This is a genomic window from Micromonospora sp. CB01531, assembly GCF_001905095.1.
Lineage (GTDB): Bacteria > Actinomycetota > Actinomycetes > Mycobacteriales > Micromonosporaceae > Micromonospora.
Genome location: NZ_LWLS01000024.1, coordinates 20,289 through 41,568, shown reverse-complemented (window position 1 = coordinate 41,568; position 21,280 = coordinate 20,289). Strand labels below are relative to the sequence as shown.

The window sequence follows — 21,280 nt, the reverse complement described above, 5'->3', positions numbered from 1 at the left end:
ACCCCGGCCGCCGCCGGTCACGCCCCCGGCTACCGGCGCGTGACGGCGAACATGAAGCAGCCGTACACCACATTGCGGCTGTGCAGCCGGTCCACCGCCGGGTCGGCGAGCAGTTCGGTGATGACGGCCTCGGGCTCGTCGCCGTCGTGGAGCCGGCCGCCCACGATCCGGCCCCGGCGGTCGTACGCCCGCAACACCTGGGGCCGGCCCCGCCAGCCGGCCGGGTAACCCGGCCCGTGGTCGGGTCCGGGGCAGTCGCCGTCGTGCGCGAAGACCGGCCCGACCTCACGGTACGGGCCGGCCGGCAGCGGTGGGGCGTACCCGAACAGCAGCAGCGGCTCGCCCGCGCCGGCGTCGCGCAGGCAGCAACGCAGCGGCTCGCCGCCCTCGGCGGTGCGGCGCTGCGGCGGCTGGCCGGACGCGTCCCGTCCGGTGCGCCGCACCTCGGCCAGCACCTCGCCCGGCAGTGACTGGATCAGGTACCCGGTGGACGTCCTCACACGCCCAGCCTGGCGCGGTCCGGCGGCCGGTGCTGGCGGCGATCGGACCGCGCGTTTCCCGCCGCGAGCCGCCCGGTCGGCTCGCGGCTCACCGGGGCAGGGGCGCCTCGTCCCCACCCCGGGCGCGGCGTGGGTTGACCATCCGGCGGACCACCGGCGCGGCGTTCCACCGCGCCGCGCCCACCAGGTCCCGGACGTGCTCGAACACGGTGTAGTCGGGCCGGGCCAGCCCGTCGGCGATCGCCCGGTCCAGGTCGTTGCCGCACCGGCTGAGCACGCTGTCGAAGTCGCGCCGGACCGGGTCGAGCAGGTGGTAGCCGTAGGAGCGGTGCAGGCGGGCGAAGAACGGCTTGTAGAGCCAGGCCCGCTCGTGCAGCCCGGACGAGTACGACATCGGGTGCTTCGGCCGCCGCCGGACGTAGTCGGGCAGCAGGTCGGCGAATGCCTGCCGGAGGATCCATTTCTCCTGCCGTCGCGCAGCTTGAGCTCGAGCGGGAGCCGCATCGCCAGCTCCACCAGGTTCAGGTCGAGGAAGGGCACCCGGGCCTCCACGCCATGGCCCATGCTGGTCCGGTCCACCCGCTGCAACTCGGTCCGGCAGAGGTGGCGGATCTTATGGAGGAAGAGCCGGCGGGACCGTTCCGGGCCGACCTGGTGATACATCGGGTAGCCGCCGAAGAGTTCGTCCGACCCGTCGCCGGTGAGCACCACCTTGATCCCCAGCTCGCGCAGCCGGCGGAAGATCGGCACCGAGACGACCGCGTTGATGAGGTCGCCGTACTCGGTCAGCTCGGAGATCCGGATCGCCTCCCGGATGTCGGCCAGCCGGATGTCGCGCGGTCGCAACTCGACCACCTCGTGCGGCACGCCGAGGTCGGCGGCGAGTCGCCGCGCGTACGCCACGTCCGGGCTGCCTGGCATGCCGATGGTGATCGCGAGGCAGTCCGGGTGCAGCTGCCGGGTGTGCAGCAGCGCGAGCGAGCTGTCCAGACCGCCGGAGAGGACCACCCCGACGGTGAGGTCGGTGTCGAGCCGCACCCGGAGGCTGTCGGTGAGCGCGCGACCCGGACGAGCAGGGCGGCCTCGTCCGGGTCGTCGATCACCGGCCGCCCGGCGCCGAGGCTGGGCAGGTCCGGACCGCCCCGTCGCGCCCGGCCCAGCCGTGGTGGCCGGGCGGGACCTCGCTGATCGGGGCGCCGTGCCCGACCAGCGCCTTCACCTCGGACGCGAGGTGCAGGCAGCCTGGGCTGCGGGACCAGTACAGGGATTTCACGCCGAGGGGGTCACGGGCCAGGTAGGCCCGGCCGCTGGCTCGCTCCACCACCACGAAGGCGTACTCGCCGCGCAGCCGGCGCACCGCCTCCTCGCCCCACTGCCGGAACGCGGCGAGCACCACCTCGGTGTCGCTGACGCTGTCGAAGGCGTACCCGAGCCGGGTCAACTCGGCGCGTAGCTCGTGGTGGTTGAAGACCTCGCCGTTGTAGCAGAGCAGGTGCCGTTTGTCGGGCGTGACCCAGGGCTGCACCGCCCGCTCGCGGTCCACGATCCGCAGCCGCCGTACGCCGGCCAGCAGGCCACCCTCCTGCCGGGTCTCGGTGACCTCGCCGCGTGGGGCGAGGGCGGCGAGCATCCGCCGGAAGGTCGCCGGATCGGCCTCCGGGCCGATGCTCAACGCGATCCCGCACACGCTCCGCTCACCCGCCCATCTCGGCCTCGTACGCCCTGCGGAACCGGAGCCGGGCGGTGGGCGCGAGACAGAGGTGCCAGGCCTGGCCCTCGTCGACCACGTTGATCTCGCCGGCCTCCTGCCGCGCCAGCAGCAGGTCGGCCAGCGCGTCCCGGACGCCGAACCGGGCGAACCAGGCCATCTCCACGTCGGCCGCCCAGCCGAGGCAGTGCCCGCTGGGCACCATGGCGGCGTATCCGAGGCGGCGCAGCCGGTACTGGTGCTCGGCGCTGCGGGCGAGGCTGGTGACCCAGAGCGGCGGCGTGGCCGGCGGGCTGGCCGCGGCGAACTCCCGGGCGACGTCGTTGAGCAGGGCGATCACCTCGCGGCGGGCTCGGCGGAACATCAGCCCCGCGGTGTACGGGGTGGAGTCGGGCAGCAGCCGACGGCGTACCGCCCGCAGCCCGCGGCCGAAGACGGTGGCGGGCTGTTCCTGGTAGCGGAAGGCGAGCAGTCCGCGCCGGCGCAGCCACTCCAGGTCGACGAGGTCGGTGGTCGTGTCGACCTGGCTGTTGGTGAGGAAGGCCGGGGTGCCCCGCCACCACATGACGTCGATGCGGGAGAGCAGGTAGATCCGGACCAGCGCGGTGAGGTCGTGCGCCGAACTGCGGACGTTCGGCTGGTAGCGGGTCATCTCCAGCAGCAGGGTCTCCCGGGCGCCGACGAATCCCTGTGGGGTGGCGTTGAGGACCGCGGCGATGGCCGGCTCCCGCAGCCGCTGATCCAGCAGCACCTGGCGGGCGGTGGTCGAGGAGGCGTCGGCCAGGGCGGCGACCTCGATCAGCAGTTCCGCCACCGCCGCCCGGTACGCGGTGAGGTCCGGCTGCCCGGGCACGGGGCATCGACCGACGGCGGTGGGTGCCCGACGGGCAGAGGCGGTGGGCGCGGAGGCGGTGGGCGCGGAGGCGGTGGGCGCGGAGGCGGTGGGCGCGGAGGCGGTGGGCGCGGAGGCGGTGGGCGCGGGGGCGGTGGGCGCGGGGGCGGTGGGCGCGGGGGCGGTGGGCGCGGGGGCGGTGGGCGCGACCGCGGGGGCGGTGCGCGCGACGGCTTGCCCGGGCTGCTGGCCGGGGCTTCGGCTGGGCACTCGCATGATCGGGTCCCCTCTCCGGGCGGACACGGCGTGATTGCACCTGGACCCACCGTAAGCACCAGGATCGGGAAGCTTCCGAACAGTCCTCCTATCTCCCCCTAATACCCCTCATTCGGGGCGGCCCGCCCCTAACTGCCCGTCAACCCCTGCACCCACCCGTACGACGGCGCGGCGGGCAGGTCGGCGTCCCGGCCGGCGCGGACGGCGTCGGCGAGGTGCAGCGCCGCACCCAGCGCGGCCCGGAACAGCAGGGAGCCGGTGCTGACCCGGGCCACCCCGAGCCGACCCAGCGCGGCCAGGCCCGGCCCACCAGGCCGGTGCAGCACGTTCAACGGCCGGCCGGCCTCCGCAGCCAGCAGCCCGACGGTGTCGTCCGGCGCGGCGGGGACGAAGAACCCGTCGGCGCCCGCCTCCCGGTACGCCCGCGCCCGATGCAGGGCCTCGTCCAGCGGCTCGGACACCCCGAGCCACCAGGCGTCGGTGCGGGCGTTGACGAAGGCTCCGGCACGGCGGTCTTCACCGCGGCGACCTTGGCGGCGGTCAACTCCGGCGACGCGAGCGTGCCGTCGGGGCGGCCGTCCTCCAGGTTCACCCCGACCACCCCGAGCGCCGCCAGCTCGGCGACGTAGTCGGCCACCGCCGCCGGGTCGTCGCTGAAGCCGCCCTCCACGTCGACGGTGAGCAGCACCGGCAGATCGCGCAACCGCCGGGCGAGGTCGAGGTTCTCGCCCCCGGTGGCGCCGGCCCCGTCCGGCTTGCCGCCCGCCGCGGCGACCCCGAGGCTGGTGGTGCCGATCGCCGGATGCCCTGCGGCGGCCAGGGCGGCAGCGGAAGCATGGTCCCACGCGTTGGGCAGCAGCACCGGCCGCCCAGGCCGATGCAGCGCGCGAAAGGCGGCACCCCGCTCACTCATCAACGATCACCTCAATCATCAGCGGCACCCCCGGGGTTGATCATGAGGTTGGCAGCCGCTTCGGAGATCCACATCGCTGCCAACCTCATGATCATCGGAAGCGAGGTGGGTGGTCAGGCGCGGGCGGGGCCGGTGTCGCGGGAGGGGGGTGGGGCGAGAGCGGCCGGGGCGAGGCCGAGGGTGGCCGCCAGGGCGGGGCCGCCGGCCGGGGTGAGCCGGATCGCGCGGCCGGTGCCGCGTACCACCCAGCCGAGGTCGAGGAAGCGGGCGCACAGCGCCGCGCCGAGCGCGCCGGCCAGGTGCGGGCGGCGTTCGGTCCAGTCCAGGCAGTCGCGGACCAGGGGCCGCCGGCCGGTCCGCAGCGGCTCGACCGGCACGCCGATCCCGGCCAGCCAGGCCACGCCGGCCGGAGTGAGCGCCAGGCCGCCCGTCCGGTCCAGCACCCCACGGTCCAGCAGCGCGTCGTGCACCAGCACGCCGAGCCGGCCTGCCAGGTGGTCGTAGCAGGTCCGGGCGTACGCCAGGGCGGCGCCGGCCGACGCGGCGCGCAGCGTACGGGCCGGGACCGGCGGGGCGGGCACGTGCCCGGCGAGGTCCTCGATGAGCTGAGCCACCGACGGCCCGGCGAGGCGGACATACCGGTGCCGCCCCTGCCGCTCCTCCACGAGGAGCCCGCCGTGCACCAACCGGGTGAGGTGATCGCTCGCCGTGGAGGGGGCCACCCCGGCGGCGCGGGCCAACTCCCCCGCCGTCCAGGCGCGCCCGTCGAGCAGGGCCAGGCAGAAGCTGGCCCGAGTGCGGTCGGCGAGCAGCGCGGCGAGCCCGGCCAGCGAGCGGCCGTCGGTGCTGGTGGTGGTCATCCACCCATGCTGGCACGGGCACGGTTCGGCGCCGGCCGACCCGTCCGGCCGCTCTTTACAACGTTGTATCCAACGTTGTAGAAACGGGTGCACCGCAGTGACCTCCGTCAACCCTCGAGGCAGGCCTGATGGGACACCTCCACCGGGGCGGCGCGCTCGCCGCCGTACTCGCACTGGTGCTGACCACGGCGGCCCCCGCGCCGGCCGCCGCCGCACCCGACCGCTACCGCAACCCGATCTCCGCCGGCTACGCCGACACCTTCGCCGACCCGGTCATGGTCCGCGGTGACGACGGCCTCTGGTACGCCTTCGGCACCTCCGACCCGCTGCGCGAGGGCGAGCGACGGGCACACCGGGTGCCTATCGCCCGCTCCGCCGACCTCGTCGACTGGACGTACGTCGGCGACGCCTTCGCCCCCGACCAGCGGCCCTCCTGGGCCGCCCCCGGCGCGATGTTCTGGGCCCCCGACGTCCGTCGGGTCGCCGGCCGCTGGGTCATGTACGTGACCGTCACCGACACCACCGTCTCCGGCGACACCTTCGACACCGCCATCGGGGCGGCCACCGCGCCCACCCCGGCCGGCCCGTGGACGTTCGCCGACGCACCGGTGGTCGCGCCGCGCCCAGGCGGCGGGGGCGGCTACCTCTGGACCATCGACCCCAGCCAGCTCACCGACGTCGACGGCCGGAACTACCTGTACTACGGCAGCTACTACGGCGGGCTCTCGGTCACCGAGCTCTCCCCGGACGGGCTGACCGCCGTGGGCACGCCGACCCTCGTCGCCATCGACAACAAGTTCGAGGGCAGCTACGTGCTGCGCCGCGACGGCTGGTACTACCTCTTCGCCTCCACGGCGAACTGCTGCGCTGGGCCGGCCACCGGCTACTCCGTCCAGGTCGGACGCGCGCGCAGCCCACGCGGCCCGTTCGTGGACCAGGACGGGCAGCGGCTGGACGTCTCCCGGGCCGGGGGCACCCCGGTGCTCACCCAGAACGGCAACCGCTGGATCGGCACCGGGCACAACGGCTTCCTCACCGACCTGTCCGGACAGGACTGGATCGTCTACCACGCGATCGACCGGGCCGACCCGTACCTGGACGAGCCGTTCGGCATCAACGAGCGGCCGATGCTGCTGGACCGCCTCAACTGGGTGGCCGGCTGGCCGACGGTGAACGCGGGCGCCGGCCCCTCCGACGGTCCCCGGCCCGCGCCGGTCACCACCGGGCGCCTCGACGCCCGCTTCGACTCGGCGGACCTCACGGGTTGGCGGTCCGATGGCACCTGGCGGGTGGCCGACGGGCAGGTCACCGGCACCGGCGCGCTGACCAGTCGTACCGCCGTGGGCGGCGACGTGCGGGCCGAGGCCGACCTGCGGTTGGCCGGCGGGGAGTCGGCCGGGCTGCGGCTCGGCGAGGTGGAGGTGCGGGTCGGCGGCGGCCGCTTGACGGTCCGGGAGGCCGGCGGGACCGCGGCGGAGGCACCCCTGCCCGCCGGGCTCGACCTCGCCGATCGGCACAACCTGGCCGTCGAGGTACGCGGCCGGCAACTCGTCGCCCAGTTGAGCCCGGCCCGGCTGGGTGACCAGCTCGCCGTGGTGGCACTGGAACTGACCCGGCCGGCGGCCGGCCCGCTGGCGCTGCTCGCCGCGGGGGCCGCCGGTTTCGACAACGTCAGCCTGGCCCGGCTGTACCGGCTGGTGCGGCACACCGTCGCCCCGCCGGCGGTCGGTCCACTGCTGCCGGGGTACTCGGACGAGTTCACCGACGGCCTCGATCCCGCCTGGCGCTGGATCCGGCGCAACCCGACGGCCGGCGTCACCGACGGCGCGCTGCGCTGGCCGGTGGAGTCGACCGACCTGGTCGGCACCGGCAACACGGCCGGCGTGCTGCTCCGCGACGCGCCGACCGGGGACTACGTGGCGGAGACGAAGGTGACCCTCGACCTTGGTGCGGACACCGTCCGCAACTACCAGCAGGCCGGCATGATCGCGTACGTGGACGACGACCGGTTCGCCCGGCTGGCCCAGGTGGCCATCTGGAACACCCGCCAGGTCGAGTATGGCTACGAGTTGCCCTTCGCCGGCCAGCCGGTGTACGGCGGCTCCATAGTCGGCACCCCGGCCACCACCACCTGGCTGCGGCTGGCCCACCACGTCGACCCGGCCACCGGCGAACACGAGTTCCGGGCCGGCTCCAGCCGGGACGGGCAGCACTGGACCTGGGGCGCGGTGTGGACCTTCCCGGCCGACACCACGCCCCGGATCGGACTGGTCGCGCAGGGCGGCGCCCAGCCGGCGGTCACCGCCGAGTTCGACTACCTGCGGTTCTACCGCTGAGCTCGGGAGTCCGGGGCCGTCCGCAGCCGGGCGGCCCCGGACGGCAGCAGGCCGGGCGCGGATGCACGGAGACCAGCTCGCTGACGGTACGGGTATCGCTGTCGTAGCTGCGCGCGGCGACGAACTCCCCGGCGGGGCGGTCGAGGCCGGCCAACGCCCGGGCCCGGCGGCGGTCGGCGTCCCGGAACCGCAGCGCCAGGCTCAGGTGCGGAATCCAGCGCCCCGGCAGGTGCCACGGGCGCGGGCCGGGCGCCCCGGCGAGCACGTCCCAGACGGCACCGTGCAGGGCGAGCAACTGCGGCGCGGGCCGGATCAGCCAGACCAGCGGGGCGCTCCCGTCGAGCACCGCGACCCGGTCGAGGCGGGCGGGCAGGGGCAGCGCCGCGTCGCAGAGGTCGGCGAGGCGCTGTTCGGCCCCGGGTGGGAACTCGTCGACCGAGGCGAGGGTCAGGTGCGGGCGGTTGGTGGGGTGGATGTTGCGCGCCAGGCTGGGCAGACCGGCCTCGGCCAGCCGTCGCCAGGCCGCCCGTACCGCCTCCTCCAGCTCCGGCGAGCAGAGCAGTTCGACCGTACGCACGCCGTCAGGCTAGTCGCCAACGGTGTGTCGGGACGTCCCGTGGGGAATGCTCACCGGATGAGCGTGCTGACCGAGACCGACGAACGCCACCTGCGCCGGGCCATCGCGCTGGCCGTCGCCGCCCGGGACGCCGGCGACGGCCCGTTCGGCTCGTTGCTGGTCGACACCGACGGGCGGGTGCTGGCCGAGGAGGTGAACACCGAGCGCACCGACGACGACATCACCGCGCATCCGGAGCTGAAGCTGGCCCGCTGGGCGGCCCGGCACCTGGCCGCCGACGCGGCGGCCGTCGCGACGATGTACACGAGCTGCCAGCCCTGCGGCATGTGCGCCACCGCCATCGAACGCTCGGGCCTGGGCCGGGTCGTGTACGCGCTCAGCGCCGAGCAGTTGGCCCAGCTGCGCCCGGCGCCGCCGCCCGCCCCGGTGGCGTACGCCGGCCCGGCGCTGCTCGCCGAGGCGCGGGTGCCGTTCGAGGCGGGCTGAGCCGGTCACAGCCAGCCGGCCTCGCGGGCGATCCGGACCGCCTCGGCCCGGTCGGCGGCGCCGAGCTTCTGCACGCAGGCGGCGAGGTGGTTGCGTACGGTCCCGGCCGCCAGGTGGGTACGCCGGGCGATCACGGCGACCGGTGTGCCGTACTCGGCCAGGCGCAGGGTCTCCAGCTCCCGGGCGGTCAACGGGCAGACGGGCAGGGTCAGCGCGTCGGCGGCGAGCGCCGGGTCGACGTACCGGGCCCCGGAGTGGACCCGGCGGATCACGTCGGCGAGCGCTCCACCCGGCGCGCCCTTGGGCAGGAACCCCCGGGCACCGGCGGACAGCGCGGGGCGTAGGTGAGCGGGGCGACCGTGACCGGTCAGGATCACCACGGCGCAGGCGGGCAGCACGCGGGCGAGCTCGGCGGTGGCCTGGATCCCGCCGGGCGGCGGCATCTCCAGGTCCAGCACGGCCACGTCCGGGCGGTGCGCCAGCGCGGCCGTCACGGCGGCGCGGCCGTCGGCGGCGTGCGCGACCACCTCGATGTCCGGCTCCAGGTCCAGCAGGGCCGCGAGGGCGAGCCGGATCAGCTCCTCGTCGTCGGCGAGCAGCACCCGGATCACGACCGCACCGGCAGGGTGGCCACGAGGCTGAACACCCCGTCCTGGGTGCGGGTGCGCACGGTGCCGCCGGCCGGGGCGAGCCGGTCGGCCAGCCCGCGCAGGCCGCCGCTGCGCTCGTCCGGTCCGTCGCCGCGGGCGCCGTCGTTGCGTACGGTCATCGTCACCAGGCCGTCCTCCCGGGTGATCTCGATCCGGCACCAGTCGGCCCGGCTGTGCCGCAGCACGTTCGTCCCGGCCTCCCGCAGCACCGCGGCCAGGTCGGCGGCGACCGCGGCCGGCAGGTCACCGTCGGGCGGCACGACCGTGCAGCGCACCCCGCTGGTACGCAGCACCTCACCCACCGCGGCCACCTGCTCGGCGAGGTCGACGGTCCGGTAGCCGTGCACGGCCGCGCGTACCCGGTGCAGGGCGGACCCGGCGAGGCGCTGCACCTCGGCGGCCTCCCGGCCGGCGCGGCCGGCGTCGACGGGCGCGAGGCGGGCGGCCAGCTCGGCCTTCAGCGCGATCACCGTCAGGTCGTGGCCGAGCAGGTCGTGCACGTCCCGGGCGAAACGCAGCCGCTCCTCGGCGGCGGCGAGCCGGGCGCGGGCGGCCTGGCCCTGCCGTGCCTCGATGAGCAGGTCCCAGAACCACACCTGTACCCAGGTGACCGCGGCGACCCCCAGGCCGACGCCGCCGGTGACGAGCAGCGCGTGGCGTACTGGCACGCCGGCCCACCCGGCCACCACGACGGAGACCACGAGCATCGCGGCCATCGCGACCGTGGCGGTCGCCGGCCGGAACAGCAGCGGCAGCATGCCGACCAGCGACGCGCCCAACCAGGCCCAGGTCGGCCAGGTGCCGGCGGCGACCGGCCCGACGAGCGGCACGCTCAGCAGGGTGGCCACGGCCAGCGCGGCGTGCCGTCGGCGCCGCCGGTCGCCGGCGAGCCAGGGGGTGACCGCCGCGTGGACCACACCCGCCTGGGCGGCGACGAACGCGAGGAGCCCGACCGCGCCGAGGCCCACGCGGACCGGGTCCGGCTCGCGGGCCAACCCGACGCCCGGCAGCAGCAGGGTGGCACCGAGGTTGGTGGCCAGCGACGCCAGGGTCAGGTGCCGGGCCCGGCGCAGCCGGCGGTCCGCCGCCTCGACCGTCATGCCCGCCGATCCTAGGTAAGTTGGCCGTCCGGTTCACCCCTGCGGAATTCATCGCCGCACCGTGCGTCCCGCACGGATCCCGGTGAGTTGTGCGCGGGCCGGCCGGGCGGCCGGTCGGGGCACGGTCGGGGCATGACGGAGACGACGGCACGCGTACCCCGGAAATCGGCCCACGACGGCCGCCGGCTGGCGCGGCACCTCGCCGAGATGGTCGCCGCGATGCTGGCGGGCATGCTGCTGCTCGACCCGGTGTGGCGGGCGGGTGCGGCGGTGCTGGGCGGCGCGGACGTCCTCGCCCGGACGGACGTGGCGGCGCTGGTGATGGCGACGGACATGGCGCTCGGGATGGCCGCCTGGATGTGGCACCGCGGTCACCGGCGGGTCGCCGCCGTCGAGGTGGTGGCCGCCATGTACGTCCCGTTCCTGCTGCTGCTCCCGCCCTGGTGGGCCGGGCTGGTCAGGGACCACGGGCTGACACTCGGCGGCCACCTGCTGATGCTGCCGGCGATGGTGCTGGTGGCGCTGCGGCACCGCCACGCGCCTGCGGCACCGCCCCGCCGGCACCCGGCCGCCGCGGCGCTGGCGCGCCGGTGGCCCACCGCGCTGGCCCTGCTGATGACCCTGGACCTCTGGATCGCGCCGGCCGTGCTGGCCCCGTGGACGCTGCTCGTGCTGCCGGCCGGCTACCTGCTGCTCGGCACCGGGCGCCGGCAGTGGCGCGACCGGCGGGCCCTCGCGCTCCAACTCGCCGGGCTGGCCGGCTGGGCCGGGCTGGCCGCGGTCGCCCTCGCCGTGCCGGACGGCGTCGGCGGTGCGCTGGTGGCCGCCGGCTGGCTGGCGCACGCCGCCTGGGACCTAGCGCACCACCGCAGCGGCCGGGTGGTCCCGCGGGCGTACGCCGAGTGGTGCGCGGTACTGGACGCGGCGGTGGGGATCACCATGGCGCTGGCCCTGCTGGGCGGATGAGCGCGACCTGGTGTGCCGGTCGCCGCGCGGCCCGGTCGGCGGTGATGAAAGGCTTGTCGCATGAGTTCCGCACCAACGCCGACCGACCCCATCACCCCTGCCGACGCCGACGACCCGACGACCAGCTTCGCGGACCTCGGGCTACGCCCCGAGCTGCTGAACGTGCTGGCCACGCTCGGCTACGAGGAACCGACCCCGATCCAGCGGGAGGCGATCCCGCCGCTGCTCGCCGGCCGGGACCTGCTGGGCCAGGCGGCGACCGGTACGGGCAAGACGGCGGCGTTCGCCCTGCCGCTGTTGCAGCGGATGCCGGACGAGCGGCCCGGCGGCGAGCCGGTGTCGCTGGTGCTGGTGCCCACCCGGGAGCTGGCCGTGCAGGTGTCCGAGGCGTTCCACCGGTACGGCAAGGACCTGGGCACCCGGGTCCTGCCGATCTACGGCGGCCAGCCGATCGGCCGGCAGCTGCGGGCGCTCGACCTGGGTGTGGACGTGGTGGTGGCGACGCCGGGCCGGGCGCTGGACCACATCGCCCGGGGCACCCTGCGGCTGGATTCGCTGGCCACGGTGGTGCTGGACGAGGCGGACGAGATGCTCGACATGGGCTTCGCCGAGGACATCGAGGCGATCCTGGAGCACGCCCCGGCCGACCGGCAGACGGTGCTGTTCTCGGCGACCATGCCCGCGCGCATCGACGGGCTGGCCCGCCAGCACCTGACCGACCCGGTCCGCATCCAGATCGAGCGGGAGCGGCCGGTGGCCGGCGAGGCGCCCCGGGTGCGGCAGAGCGCGTACCTGGTGGCGCGGGCGCACAAGCCGGCGGCGCTGGGCCGGGTGCTGGACGTGGAGTCGCCCACCGCGGCGATTGTGTTCTGCCGCAGCCGGGAGGAGGTGGACCGGCTCACCGAGACGATGAACGGCCGGGGCTACCGGGCCGAGGCGCTGCACGGCGGGATGAGCCAGGAGCAGCGGGACCGGGTGATGGGCCGGCTGCGGGCGGGCACCGCCGACCTGCTGGTGGCCACCGACGTGGCGGCCCGCGGCCTGGACGTCGAGCAGCTCACCCACGTGGTGAACTACGACGTGCCGTCGGCGCCCGAGTCGTACGTGCACCGGATCGGCCGGGTGGGCCGGGCCGGCCGGGAGGGCGTGGCGATCACCCTCGCCGAGCCGCGCGAGCACCGGATGCTCAAGACCATCGAGCGGGTCACCGGCCAGCGGATCGCCGTCGACAAGATCCCGACGGTGGCGGACCTGCGTACCCGGCGGTTGGAGCTGACCCAGGCGGCGCTGCGGGAGTCGCTGCTGGAGGACGACCTGGAGCCGTTCCGGGCGATCGTCGAGTCGCTGACCGACGAGTTCGACCTGATGGAGGTGGCGCTCGCCGCGGTGAAGCTGGCCCACGAGGCCACGCTGCCCGGGACCACGGACGAGGAGGAGGAGATCCCCCAGGTCGCGGTCCGGCCGTCCCGAGAGGGCCGACCGGGGTACGAGGGTCGGGAGCGGCGCGGCGGCGGCCGGCCGCGTGCCGGCGGTACGACGCAGGTCTTCATCGGGCTCGGCCGGCGTGCCGGGGTCCGGCCGCAGGACCTGGTCGGGGCGATCACCGGGGAGACCCGGGTCAGTGGCCGGGACATCGGCTCGATCGAGATCGCCGACCGGTTCTCCCTGGTGGAGGTCCCGTACGCGGTCGCCGACGAGGTGATCCAGGGGCTGCGCGGGAGCACCATCAAGGGCCGCAAGGCCACCGTACGCCGGGACCGGGACACCGACGGCGGCGAGCGCCGCTTCGACGGCGAGCGGCGGGAGCGGCGCGGCCCGGATCTCGACGGCGGTGCGCGGCGGGAGCGCCGGGACCGCTGGTGAGCACAACGAGGCCCCCGGTCGAACGACCGGGGGCCTCGTTGTGCCGGGCGAACGGATCAGGCCGCGGCGAGCGGCTGGCCGCCCAGGGTCTCCGCGTCGACGTCGGCCGGGCGCAGCGCCAGGGCGAGCACGTCGGCGACGTCGGCGAGGGTGTGGATGGTCAGCGCGTCGCGCACCTCGGTGGGGAGGTCGTCGAGGTCCGGCTCGTTGCGCTTCGGGATGATCACCTCGGTCAGGCCGGCCCGGTGGGCGGCGAGCAGCTTCTGCTTCACGCCGCCGATGGGCAGCACCCGGCCGGAGAGGGTCACCTCACCGGTCATCCCGAACTCGGGGCGTACCGGTCGGCCGCTGGCCAGCGAGGCCAGCGCGGTGACCATGGTGATGCCGGCGCTGGGGCCGTCCTTGGGCACCGCGCCCGCCGGGACGTGCAGGTGGATCCGCCGCCCGGCCAGGGCGTTCGGGTCCAGCCCGAGCCGCCGCCCGTTGGATCGCAGGTACGACAAAGCGATGTGCGCGGATTCCTTCATCACGTCGCCGAGCTGGCCGGTCAGGGTCAGCCCCGGCTCGCCCTCCATGCTGGTCGCCTCGATGAACAGCACGTCGCCGCCGGCACCGGTGACCGCCAGTCCGGTGGCCACGCCGGGCACCGCCGTCCGCTCCGCCGACTCCGGGGTGAACTTCGGCCGGCCGAGGTAGCGGGCCAGGTTGTCGGTGTCCACCCGGACCGGGGTCGGGTCGGCGGCCAGCGCGACCGCCACCTTGCGCAGGATCTTGGCCAGGGCGCGTTCGAGCTGCCGGACGCCGGCCTCCCGGGTGTACTCGCCGGCGATGAGGGCCAGGGCCTCGTCGGCGATGGTCACCTCGTCGGCGGTCAGCCCGGCCCGCTCCCGCTGCCGGGGCAGCAGGTGGTCCCGGGCGATGGCCACCTTCTCGTCCTCGGTGTAGCCGTCCAGCGTGACCAGCTCCATCCGGTCCAGCAGCGGGCCGGGGATGGTCTCCACCACGTTGGCTGTGGCCAGGAAGAGCACGTCGGACAGGTCGAGGTCGACCTCGAGGTAGTGGTCCCGGAAGGTGTGGTTCTGCGCCGGGTCGAGCACCTCCAGCAGGGCCGCCGCCGGGTCGCCGGCGTAGCCGACGGCCAGCTTGTCGACCTCGTCGAGGAGCACGACCGGGTTCATCGAGCCGGCCTCGCGCAGGGCACGGACGATCCGGCCGGGTAGCGCGCCGACGTACGTGCGCCGGTGCCCGCGGATCTCCGCCTCGTCCCGGACGCCACCGAGGGAGACCCGGACGAAGTTGCGCCCGAGTGCCCGGGCGATCGACTCGCCGAGGCTGGTCTTGCCGACGCCGGGCGGGCCGGCCAGGGCGAGCACCGCGCCGGAGCCGCGCCCGCCGACCGCGCCGAGGTTGCGCTCGGCGCGCCGGTTGCGCACCGCCAGGTATTCCAGGATGCGATCCTTCACGTCAGCCAGGCCGGCGTGGTCGGCGTCGAGCACCGCGCGGGCCGCGCCGAGGTCGGTGTTGTCCTCGGTACGCGTGCTCCACGGCATCTCCAGCACGGTGTCGAGCCAGGTACGGATCCAGCCGGCCTCCGGCGAGGCGTCGCTGGCCCGCTCCAGCTTGCCGACCTCACGCAGGGCCGCCTCGCGCACCTTGTCGGGCAGGTCGGCGGACTCGACCCGGGAGCGGTAGTCGGCGGAGCCGTCCGGCTCGTCCTCACCGAGTTCCTTGCGGATCGCGGCGAGCTGCTGGCGGAGCAGGAACTCCCGCTGGGACTTCTCCAGGCCCTCCCGGACGTCACTGTTGATCTGCTCGGTGACCTCCTGCTCGGCCAGGTGGTCCCGCACCCAGCCGACCAGCAGTTCGAGCCGGGCGGTGACGTCCGGGGCGGCGAGCAGCTCGGTCTTCTGCGCCAGGCTGAGCCAGGGCGCGTAGCCGGCCGCGTCAGCCAGCTCGGAGAGGTCGGTCATCCGCTCCATGGCGTCGATGACCTGCCAGGCGCCACGCTGCTGGAGGACCGAGGTCATCAGCGCGCGGTACTCGCGGGCGAGTTCCCGGGCGCGGCCGGCCGGTGCGGGTTCGTCGAGTTCGGTCGCTTCGACCCAGAGGGCGGCGCCCGGTCCGGGCACGCCGGAGCCGATCCGGGCCCGGGCGAGGCCACGGACCACGGCGGCGGGCTCGCCGCTGGGCAGCCGGCCCACCTTCTCGATGGTGGCGATCACGCCGACGGAGCCGTACTCGCCGTCGATGCGGGGCACGGCGAGCAGCTTCTTGTCACCGCTGGCGCGGGCCGCGTCGACCGCGGCCTGGGTGGTCGGGTCGAGGGTCACCGGGATGACCATGCCCGGCAGCAGGACGGCGTCGGTGAGGGGAAGTACCGGAAGAGTTGCCATCGAACACCTGCTATCACGTTGAGTTGAGCGTGTCTGACTCAAGTTACAAACCGTGCCCCTTGTTCCGGGATGTGACCCACGCCACTCATTCGCATCCGCCCGCTGCCGTACACAGGGCCCGAGAGAGCCATTCCGCGGGCGGATTAGCCGACCCGCCGAATGGCGAAGGTCGGTTATTGTTGCGAAATTGCCGCGCCATAGGTCAAACTCTTAGCCACACCCCGCCCGACACAGGGAGCAATGGCGATGGCAAGGAAAGTAATCACCGTTCTGACCGACGACCTTGACGGCGGAAAGGCCGATCGGACCGTCGAGTTCAGCCTGGACGGCGTGGCATACACGATCGACGTCTCCGACGAGAACGCGGGGGTCCTGCGTAAGGCCCTCGACCCGTTCATCACCGCTGGCCGGCGGATCGGGCGCGGGCCGGTCGAGATGGGTCGCGCGGCACGTCGGGCCGCCTCCCCGGCCACCTCCGGAATGGACCGCGAGCAGAACCGCGCCATCCGGGAATGGGCCGCGAAGAACGGCTACGAGATTTCCGAGCGAGGTCGCATCCCCGTCTCGGTGGTGGAGGCCTACAAGAACCGCTGAACCTCCCGGTTCACCATCGGGCACACCGGGGTCACGCTGAGAAATCGGCATGACCCCGGTCGGCTTTTCCCCGCGTTCACAATTTTCATCCCCGGGAGGAGAGCCGGTAGCGAACTCCATCGCCACGCCGTGACCGACACCACCATGACCGGCACCTGACCGGCATCCTGTCGCACCTCTCGACTGTAATGACCGACGACGCCTGAGGTCATTACGGGTACGACACACGGGGGTGGACGCATGGCGACCTGGTGGAGGCAGACCGGGGGCGGGTTGCCCCGCACCTTCTGGTATCTCTGGACCGCCACCCTGATCAACCGGTTGGGCGGGTTCGTCGCCATCTACCTCGGCGTCTACCTGGTCTCCGTACGGCACTTCGACCCCTCGTACGCCGGCGTGGTGATCGGGTTGCACGGGGCCGGCAGCGCCCTCGGCACGCTGCTCGGCGGCATCATCGCGGACCGGTGGGGGCGACGACCGGCGATGCTGGCCGGCAACGTCAGCGCCGCAGTCACCGCAGCCGCACTGGGCCTCACCGGCCACCCGGTCGCGATCGCGGCGCTGACCCTGTCGCTCGGGCTCTTCCTCGGCGTGGCCCGGCCGGCCTTCACCGCCACCATCATCGACGTGGTCGGCGACCGCGACCGGCTGCGCGCACTCACCCTCAACTACTGGGCCATCAACATCGGCTTCTCGGTGGCCGCCACCCTGGCCGGCGTGCTGATCCGGGCCGACCCGGTACTGCTGTTCGTGGTCAACGCGGCCGTGCTGCTGGGCACCGCCGCCCTGATCGCGGTCAAGGTGCCCGAGTCCCGCCCGGCCCCGGAGGTCGTCGGACCGCGCGCCCCGGCTGACCGGGGCGGCCTCGGCACGGTACTGCGCGACCGGGTCTTCCTCACCTTCACCGCGCTGACCGGGCTGATCTGGCTGTGCATCGAGGCGGACGTGATGCTGCCGGTGGCGTTGCAGGCCGACGGGCTGCCGGCGTCGGCGTACGGGCCGGTCATCGCGGTGAACGGACTGATGATCGTGGTGGGGCAACTCTTCGTGCCGCGGCTTGTCGCCCGCTTCGACCGCTCCCGCACCATCGCGCTGGCAGCGGTGGTGATCGGCGCCGGGTTCGCCCTCACCGCGCTGGCCGACACCGTCTGGTTCTACGCCGGCACCGTCATGGTCTGGACACTCGGCGAGATGCTCATGACGCCCGCCAATTCGGCGCTCACCGCCGATCTCTCCCCCACCGCGCAGCGCGGCCGCTACCAGGGCGTCTACTCGCTCGGCTACGCCTTCGCCAGCTTTGCCGGGCCAACCGTGGGCGGCCTGGTCACCGGCCGGTTCGGCGACACCGCGCTCTGGCTGGGGCTGGCCGGCCTGGCGCTGCTGGTGGCGCTGGGCAACCTGCTCGCCGGGCCGGCCCGGACCCGGCGGATCGCGGCGCTGCGCGTACCCGCCCCGGCTCCGGCCCGACCGGAACCCGCGCCGGTCTGACCGCGAACGGTCGATGCCGCGGGCTTTCCACGGTTCGGTCGGCCTACGGCGGTAACGGTTCACCGATGGATCGGGAGAATTCCCGGCGCCGTTCCGCCGCAACCGGCGAAACCGCCGAGGCGGTCGATCAGTCGACCCAGAGATGGTCGAAGGCGAAGCCGCCGGCGAACTCATCCCGGCGGGCGGCGAGCCGCCGGATCTGCTGCCGCAGCTCGTCCCGCTCCACCAGCGGCGGCTCGCCGACCTGGAGGTCGCGCAGCCGCTCCCCGACCGCCACCGCGGCCAGGTCCTCGGCGAGCCGGCCCGGGTCCACGCCACAGGAGAAGCGCTGCGCGAAGAGTTGGACCCGCTCGACCAGACACCGGCCGGGCCGCACCTCGACCCAGCTCCACCCCTCGGCCGGGCCGTCCGCCCATTGCACGTGCAGCCCGCGGACGATCGGGTCGGCGAGGCGCCGCTCGACGAACGCCTCGACAGCGGCGGCCCGGGTCAGCGCCCCGAGGTCGTTGACCGGCCCGCGGCGGCCGTCGGGAAGCCGGCCGAGAATGTCCCGGAACCCGACCATGTCCCCGCCCTCCGGGTCGGGTTGGGTGCCGGCCGCGTAGCTGCGCGCGTCGATGACGTACTCGACGAGGCGGCGGCCGTGCTCGGAGCCGCGCAGCGTCGGCGACTCCACCCGCAGCACCGGCAGACCGACGGCCGCGCAGACCGCGCTCGTCATCCGCTCGGCACGCTGGGCGGAACCGGCGGGCGCGGGCGCGGCGATCTGCAGGGCGAACAGCGGCCAGCCGGTGTCGGCCGCGCACACCACCAGGTCGAAGCCCTCCTTGCTGGCGGTGCTCCACTGGTGCCCGGTGATCCCCGGCGGGCGCCCCTGCACCAGCTCGCTCAGCCGCCGTGCCGCGTACCCCACCTGGCCGGCCCGGCTGAGCAGCGGCGCCGCCCCGCCGGTGATCGGACGCAGCCAGGCCGCCGCCACGCTGCCGGTGCTCGTCATCTTCGCCAGATCCATCCGTCGGTCGATCGACGTCCGAGTGTATGCGTTCGATCATGTTCGTCGTGTCGCCGGTGCACGGTCGGGCGGGTCGTACCCGTTCGTCACCTTCGCCGGACCCCCGGTTCCGAGGCCCTCGTCCACCATGAGTGCGCGGCGCGGAAACGGGTACGCCCCGCCCGTCCGGTCGGGTCACCGCGCAGCGGAGGTGGGCATGACGCGACATCAGTTCGGGTTCCTCGCCGGGTTCCTCCTGGTCGCGGTCTGGGCGCTCGGCGGCGCCGGCGCCGCGGCGGGCGCCACGCTGGCCGGGCTGGTGGGCTGGCTCCTGGTCCGGGTCCTCGACGGGGACGTCACCCTGCCCGGGCTCGCCGATCGGGCCCCCGCCGACCGGCACCGCTGAACGGAGGCGTCCGATGACCGGCACCCTGCAGCGGCGCGGCACGTCCGCCCAGGATCGCCCGGTCGCGCCGGCCCGGCCCTGGACCGAGGAGTGGCTCGCCCGGCTCGCCGCGGACGCGGCGCGGCTGACCCCGGCCGTGTCCGGCCCGACGGCGGCTGTCCGGGTGGCCGGGCAGGCCGCCCGGATCGACCTCGACCTCGCCGTCAACTACGGCACGCACCTGCCCACCCTCGCGGCCGCGGTCCGCCGCCGGGTCACCGCCCGGATCGAGGCGCACACCGGCCTGACCGTGGAGTCGGTCACCGTCACGGTGGTGGACATGCTCCTGCCGGCCGACCCGCCGACGGCCGGAGGCGACCGCCCCCGGGGCGGCGGGATCCCGGCGGCCGGAGGTTGACGTGCGGACGGTCAACCGGGTCGCCACCCTGCTGCTCGCCGTCGCCCTGCTCGCCGGTGGGGCGCTCGCCGTCGCCGAGGGGCTGCTCGCCGCGCTGGGCGGTCCCGGTCCGCTGGTCCACCGCTGGTACGCGACGCTGACCACCACCCGCTGGCAGGACGCCCCGGCCCGGGCGGTCGCCGGCGGGGTGACCCTGCTCGGGCTGGTGGTGCTCGTCGCCGAGCTGCGCCGGTGGCGCCCCGCCCGGCTGCGGCTCGCCGAGGACGACCGCTGGCACCTGCACCGCCGGTCGATGGAACGACGGCTGGCCCGGGCGGTCTGCGCCGTGCCCAGCGTCCGGCGGGCCCGGGTACGCCTGCGCCGGCGGGGGGACGTCTGGCGACCCCGGGTGACCGCCACCGCCGACCCGGCGGCCCGCGCCGACGTCGAGTTCGCCCTGCACCGGGAACTCGACCGGCTGGCCGCGCCGCGCCGGGGCCGGATCGACGTCCGGCTCCTACCGGCCCGGCGGGCCACGTGAGCAACGCCGCGCACCGGCTGCTGTGGACGGTGCTCGCCCTGGTGTTCGTGGCCGCCGGCGGGACCGCGCTGGCGGTCGGGCTGGGCTGGCTGCCGGGCGGCGGCGCCCCGTTGCTGGGGGCCGGACCGGCCAACTGGTGGCGGGCCGGTACGCCGTGGAGCGGTCTCGCGGTGGCGGTCGGCGGGGTGCTGGCGGCCCTGCTCGGGCAGCGGTTGCTGGCCGCCGGGCTACGTGTGCCGGGCCGGCTCGCCGGCACGCTGGCGCATCCCGGTGACGGGGGCGGGCGTACCCGGGTGACGACCGAGGTGCTGACCGCCGCGCTGGAGCGGGACCTGTGCCGGGCTCCCGGGGTACGCCGGGCCCGGGTGGTGCTCACCGGACCGGTCAGTGGGCCGGACGTCTGGGTGGAGCTGCGCGTCGACCCGTACGCCGGACTCGGCGCGGCCCGCGCGCACGTCGACGCCGCGGTCCGCCGGTTCGCGGCGACGGTCGGCTGCCAGCCGGCGCACCTGGACGTGACCGCGCTGGTGGACGAACCCCGGCCCTGAATCGGCGACGCCGGCTCGGCGTCTGACGCGGCGCGAGCTCGAGCCGCCGCCGGCAACGCCAGCCCGACGCGTCCGGCCCCGCGACACGACCTGGAACCGCCGCCGCTCCCCCGCTGGGGCAGCATGTACGGGACCGAGGGGAGGCCCGACGTGCGGGTGGTGTCGCTGGTGCCGTCGTTGACCGAGGCGGTGGCGTTGACCCGGCCCGAGGTGCTGGTCGGGGCGACCGACTGGTGCACCCATCCGGCCGGGCTGGACCTCGGCCGGGTCGGCGGGAGCAAGTATCCGGACCTGGACCGGGTGCTCGCACTCCGGCCCGACCTCGTGCTGCTCAACGAGGAGGAGAACCGGCTTGCCGACGCGGACGCCCTGCGCGCGGCCGGCGTACCGGTGCGGGTCACCTTTCCCCGTACGGTGCCGGAGGCGCTGACCCAGCTCGGCGAGCTGGTCGCCGCGCTCGACGTGACGGACGAGCCGGACTGGTTGCGGGCCGCCCGGCGGGCCTGGGCCGACCTGCCCACGCCGACCAGCCACCGCGCCGCAGTGGTGCCGGTGTGGCGGCGGCCGTGGGTGGTGCTCGGCCGGGACACCTTCGCCGGTGACGTGCTGCACCGGCTGGGCGTGGCGAACCAGTGGGCCGGCCACGCGGAGCGGTATCCCCGCCCGAGCCTGGACGAGCTGCGCGGACGACGGCCCAGTCTGGTGGTGCTGCCGGACGAGCCGTACCGGTTCACGGCCGGCGACGGGCCGGAGGCGTTCCCCCGCGTACCGGCCACGCTGGTCTCGGGCCGCCACCTGACCTGGTACGGGCCCTCCCTCGCCGAGGCGCCCGCGCTGCTCGCCGCCCAGCTCGCCCGTCCGGTCTGAGCCCGGCGC

21 protein-coding genes and 2 pseudogenes are annotated in these 21,280 nt (G+C 75.1%); 11 read left to right on the top strand and 12 right to left on the bottom strand.

Features of this window, described 5'->3' with window-relative positions; translation table 11 throughout:
• Positions 1–29: 29 nt before the first annotated feature.
• The 7 genes and pseudogenes from A6A27_RS05405 to A6A27_RS05380 form a co-directional block, all read right to left on the bottom strand.
• A complete protein-coding gene (locus tag A6A27_RS05405) occupies positions 30–500 on the bottom strand; it encodes a DUF1203 domain-containing protein (protein WP_073833409.1) in 471 nt (156 codons plus the stop codon).
• Positions 501–588: 88 nt separating this feature from the next.
• Entirely contained in the window at positions 589–894 is a 306-nt protein-coding gene (locus tag A6A27_RS47355) for a hypothetical protein (RefSeq protein WP_443189950.1), read from the bottom strand.
• A 36-nt stretch (positions 895–930) separates the two neighbouring features.
• Positions 931–1,508: pseudogene (locus A6A27_RS47350) on the bottom strand (asparagine synthase C-terminal domain-containing protein); the annotation flags it as partial.
• A gap of 91 nt (positions 1,509–1,599) precedes the next feature.
• Complete coding sequence (locus A6A27_RS47345) at positions 1,600–2,172, bottom strand: hypothetical protein (RefSeq protein ID WP_443189947.1); 573 nt, start codon at positions 2,170–2,172, stop codon at positions 1,600–1,602.
• Between the two features lie 22 nt (positions 2,173–2,194).
• On the bottom strand, positions 2,195–3,316 hold the full coding sequence (locus A6A27_RS05395) for a hypothetical protein (protein ID WP_241825087.1): 1,122 nt from the start codon (positions 3,314–3,316) through the stop codon (positions 2,195–2,197).
• A gap of 128 nt (positions 3,317–3,444) precedes the next feature.
• A pseudogene (locus A6A27_RS05385) lies at positions 3,445–4,229 on the bottom strand (isocitrate lyase/PEP mutase family protein).
• Positions 4,230–4,342: 113 nt separating this feature from the next.
• The gene (locus A6A27_RS05380) at positions 4,343–5,089 is read right to left on the bottom strand and encodes an ArsR/SmtB family transcription factor (RefSeq protein WP_073833408.1); all 747 of its coding nucleotides are present in this window, start codon (positions 5,087–5,089) and stop codon (positions 4,343–4,345) included.
• Between the two features lie 128 nt (positions 5,090–5,217).
• Here A6A27_RS05380 and A6A27_RS05375 point away from each other — a divergent pair, with 128 nt between their 5' ends.
• Positions 5,218–7,425, top strand: a complete 2,208-nt coding sequence (locus A6A27_RS05375; RefSeq protein ID WP_073833406.1) for a family 43 glycosylhydrolase — start codon at positions 5,218–5,220, stop codon at positions 7,423–7,425.
• On the opposite strand, the gene A6A27_RS05370 is transcribed toward A6A27_RS05375, so the two are convergent.
• Positions 7,388–8,002, bottom strand: a complete 615-nt coding sequence (locus A6A27_RS05370) for a 2'-5' RNA ligase family protein (protein ID WP_083672445.1) — start codon at positions 8,000–8,002, stop codon at positions 7,388–7,390. The genes A6A27_RS05375 and A6A27_RS05370 overlap by 38 nt on opposite strands.
• 57 nt (positions 8,003–8,059) lie before the next feature.
• On the opposite strand from A6A27_RS05370, the gene A6A27_RS05365 reads away from it, so the two are divergent.
• Positions 8,060–8,488, top strand: a complete 429-nt coding sequence (locus A6A27_RS05365) for a nucleoside deaminase (RefSeq protein ID WP_241825086.1) — start codon at positions 8,060–8,062, stop codon at positions 8,486–8,488.
• A 5-nt stretch (positions 8,489–8,493) separates the two neighbouring features.
• Here the strand turns inward: A6A27_RS05365 and A6A27_RS05360 are convergent, their stop codons facing one another.
• Complete coding sequence (locus A6A27_RS05360) at positions 8,494–9,099, bottom strand: response regulator transcription factor (RefSeq protein ID WP_073833404.1); 606 nt, start codon at positions 9,097–9,099, stop codon at positions 8,494–8,496.
• Entirely contained in the window at positions 9,096–10,238 is a 1,143-nt protein-coding gene (locus tag A6A27_RS05355; RefSeq protein ID WP_073833403.1) for a sensor histidine kinase, read from the bottom strand. Before A6A27_RS05355 ends, A6A27_RS05360 begins: the two co-directional genes overlap by 4 nt.
• 132 nt (positions 10,239–10,370) lie before the next feature.
• On the opposite strand from A6A27_RS05355, the gene A6A27_RS05350 reads away from it, so the two are divergent.
• Both A6A27_RS05350 and A6A27_RS05345 read left to right on the top strand, forming a co-directional pair.
• Complete coding sequence (locus tag A6A27_RS05350) at positions 10,371–11,204, top strand: hypothetical protein (protein WP_073833401.1); 834 nt, start codon at positions 10,371–10,373, stop codon at positions 11,202–11,204.
• Positions 11,205–11,264: 60 nt separating this feature from the next.
• Positions 11,265–13,067 carry a DEAD/DEAH box helicase gene (locus tag A6A27_RS05345; protein ID WP_073833400.1) on the top strand — a complete coding sequence of 601 codons (1,803 nt, stop codon included), beginning with the start codon at positions 11,265–11,267 and terminating at the stop codon, positions 13,065–13,067.
• 56 nt (positions 13,068–13,123) lie between these two features.
• On the opposite strand, the gene lon is transcribed toward A6A27_RS05345, so the two are convergent.
• Positions 13,124–15,460, bottom strand: a complete 2,337-nt coding sequence (gene lon, locus A6A27_RS05340) for an endopeptidase La (RefSeq protein WP_073833398.1) — start codon at positions 15,458–15,460, stop codon at positions 13,124–13,126.
• Between the two features lie 246 nt (positions 15,461–15,706).
• On the opposite strand from lon, the gene A6A27_RS05335 reads away from it, so the two are divergent.
• Both A6A27_RS05335 and A6A27_RS05330 read left to right on the top strand, forming a co-directional pair.
• Positions 15,707–16,054 (top strand): histone-like nucleoid-structuring protein Lsr2, encoded by a 348-nt coding sequence (locus A6A27_RS05335; RefSeq protein ID WP_073833570.1) that lies wholly within the window; start codon positions 15,707–15,709, stop codon positions 16,052–16,054.
• A 240-nt stretch (positions 16,055–16,294) separates the two neighbouring features.
• A complete protein-coding gene (locus tag A6A27_RS05330; RefSeq protein WP_073833397.1) occupies positions 16,295–17,542 on the top strand; it encodes an MDR family MFS transporter in 1,248 nt (415 codons plus the stop codon).
• 127 nt (positions 17,543–17,669) lie between these two features.
• Here A6A27_RS05330 and A6A27_RS05325 read toward each other — a convergent pair whose 3' ends face one another.
• The gene (locus tag A6A27_RS05325; RefSeq protein WP_073833569.1) at positions 17,670–18,539 is read right to left on the bottom strand and encodes a DUF2726 domain-containing protein; all 870 of its coding nucleotides are present in this window, start codon (positions 18,537–18,539) and stop codon (positions 17,670–17,672) included.
• 211 nt (positions 18,540–18,750) lie between these two features.
• Between A6A27_RS05325 and A6A27_RS05320 the strand changes: the two genes are divergently transcribed.
• The 5 genes from A6A27_RS05320 to A6A27_RS05300 all read left to right on the top strand — a co-directional run bounded on the left by A6A27_RS05320 (position 18,751) and on the right by A6A27_RS05300 (position 21,271).
• Positions 18,751–18,939, top strand: a complete 189-nt coding sequence (locus tag A6A27_RS05320; RefSeq protein WP_073833396.1) for a hypothetical protein — start codon at positions 18,751–18,753, stop codon at positions 18,937–18,939.
• 13 nt (positions 18,940–18,952) lie between these two features.
• Entirely contained in the window at positions 18,953–19,336 is a 384-nt protein-coding gene (locus A6A27_RS05315; RefSeq protein ID WP_073833394.1) for an Asp23/Gls24 family envelope stress response protein, read from the top strand.
• 1 nt (position 19,337) lies between these two features.
• On the top strand, positions 19,338–19,856 hold the full coding sequence (locus tag A6A27_RS05310) for a hypothetical protein (RefSeq protein WP_073833393.1): 519 nt from the start codon (positions 19,338–19,340) through the stop codon (positions 19,854–19,856).
• Positions 19,853–20,404, top strand: a complete 552-nt coding sequence (locus A6A27_RS05305; protein WP_073833391.1) for a hypothetical protein — start codon at positions 19,853–19,855, stop codon at positions 20,402–20,404. Before A6A27_RS05310 ends, A6A27_RS05305 begins: the two co-directional genes overlap by 4 nt.
• 150 nt (positions 20,405–20,554) lie before the next feature.
• Complete coding sequence (locus tag A6A27_RS05300) at positions 20,555–21,271, top strand: helical backbone metal receptor (protein WP_073833568.1); 717 nt, start codon at positions 20,555–20,557, stop codon at positions 21,269–21,271.
• The last annotated feature ends 9 nt before the right edge of the window (positions 21,272–21,280 follow it).

Excerpts from the sequence above, each read along its gene's own strand:
- A6A27_RS05335 (WP_073833570.1), top strand. The coding sequence starts at position 15,707 with ATGGCAAGGAAAGTAATCACCGTTCTGACCGACGACCTTGACGGCGGA.
- A6A27_RS05345 (WP_073833400.1), top strand. The coding sequence starts at position 11,265 with ATGAGTTCCGCACCAACGCCGACCGACCCCATCACCCCTGCCGACGCC.
- A6A27_RS05365 (WP_241825086.1), top strand. The coding sequence starts at position 8,060 with ATGAGCGTGCTGACCGAGACCGACGAACGCCACCTGCGCCGGGCCATC.
- A6A27_RS05320 (WP_073833396.1), top strand. The coding sequence starts at position 18,751 with ATGACGCGACATCAGTTCGGGTTCCTCGCCGGGTTCCTCCTGGTCGCG.
- A6A27_RS47355 (WP_443189950.1), bottom strand. The coding sequence starts at position 894 with ATGTCGTACTCGTCCGGGCTGCACGAGCGGGCCTGGCTCTACAAGCCG.
- A6A27_RS05375 (WP_073833406.1), top strand. The coding sequence starts at position 5,218 with ATGGGACACCTCCACCGGGGCGGCGCGCTCGCCGCCGTACTCGCACTG.
- A6A27_RS05315 (WP_073833394.1), top strand. The coding sequence starts at position 18,953 with ATGACCGGCACCCTGCAGCGGCGCGGCACGTCCGCCCAGGATCGCCCG.
- A6A27_RS05325 (WP_073833569.1), bottom strand. The coding sequence starts at position 18,539 with ATGACGAGCACCGGCAGCGTGGCGGCGGCCTGGCTGCGTCCGATCACC.
- A6A27_RS05350 (WP_073833401.1), top strand. The coding sequence starts at position 10,371 with ATGACGGAGACGACGGCACGCGTACCCCGGAAATCGGCCCACGACGGC.
- A6A27_RS05355 (WP_073833403.1), bottom strand. The coding sequence starts at position 10,238 with ATGACGGTCGAGGCGGCGGACCGCCGGCTGCGCCGGGCCCGGCACCTG.
- A6A27_RS05330 (WP_073833397.1), top strand. The coding sequence starts at position 16,295 with ATGGCGACCTGGTGGAGGCAGACCGGGGGCGGGTTGCCCCGCACCTTC.
- A6A27_RS05395 (WP_241825087.1), bottom strand. The coding sequence starts at position 3,316 with ATGCGAGTGCCCAGCCGAAGCCCCGGCCAGCAGCCCGGGCAAGCCGTC.
- A6A27_RS05380 (WP_073833408.1), bottom strand. The coding sequence starts at position 5,089 with ATGACCACCACCAGCACCGACGGCCGCTCGCTGGCCGGGCTCGCCGCG.
- lon (WP_073833398.1), bottom strand. The coding sequence starts at position 15,460 with ATGGCAACTCTTCCGGTACTTCCCCTCACCGACGCCGTCCTGCTGCCG.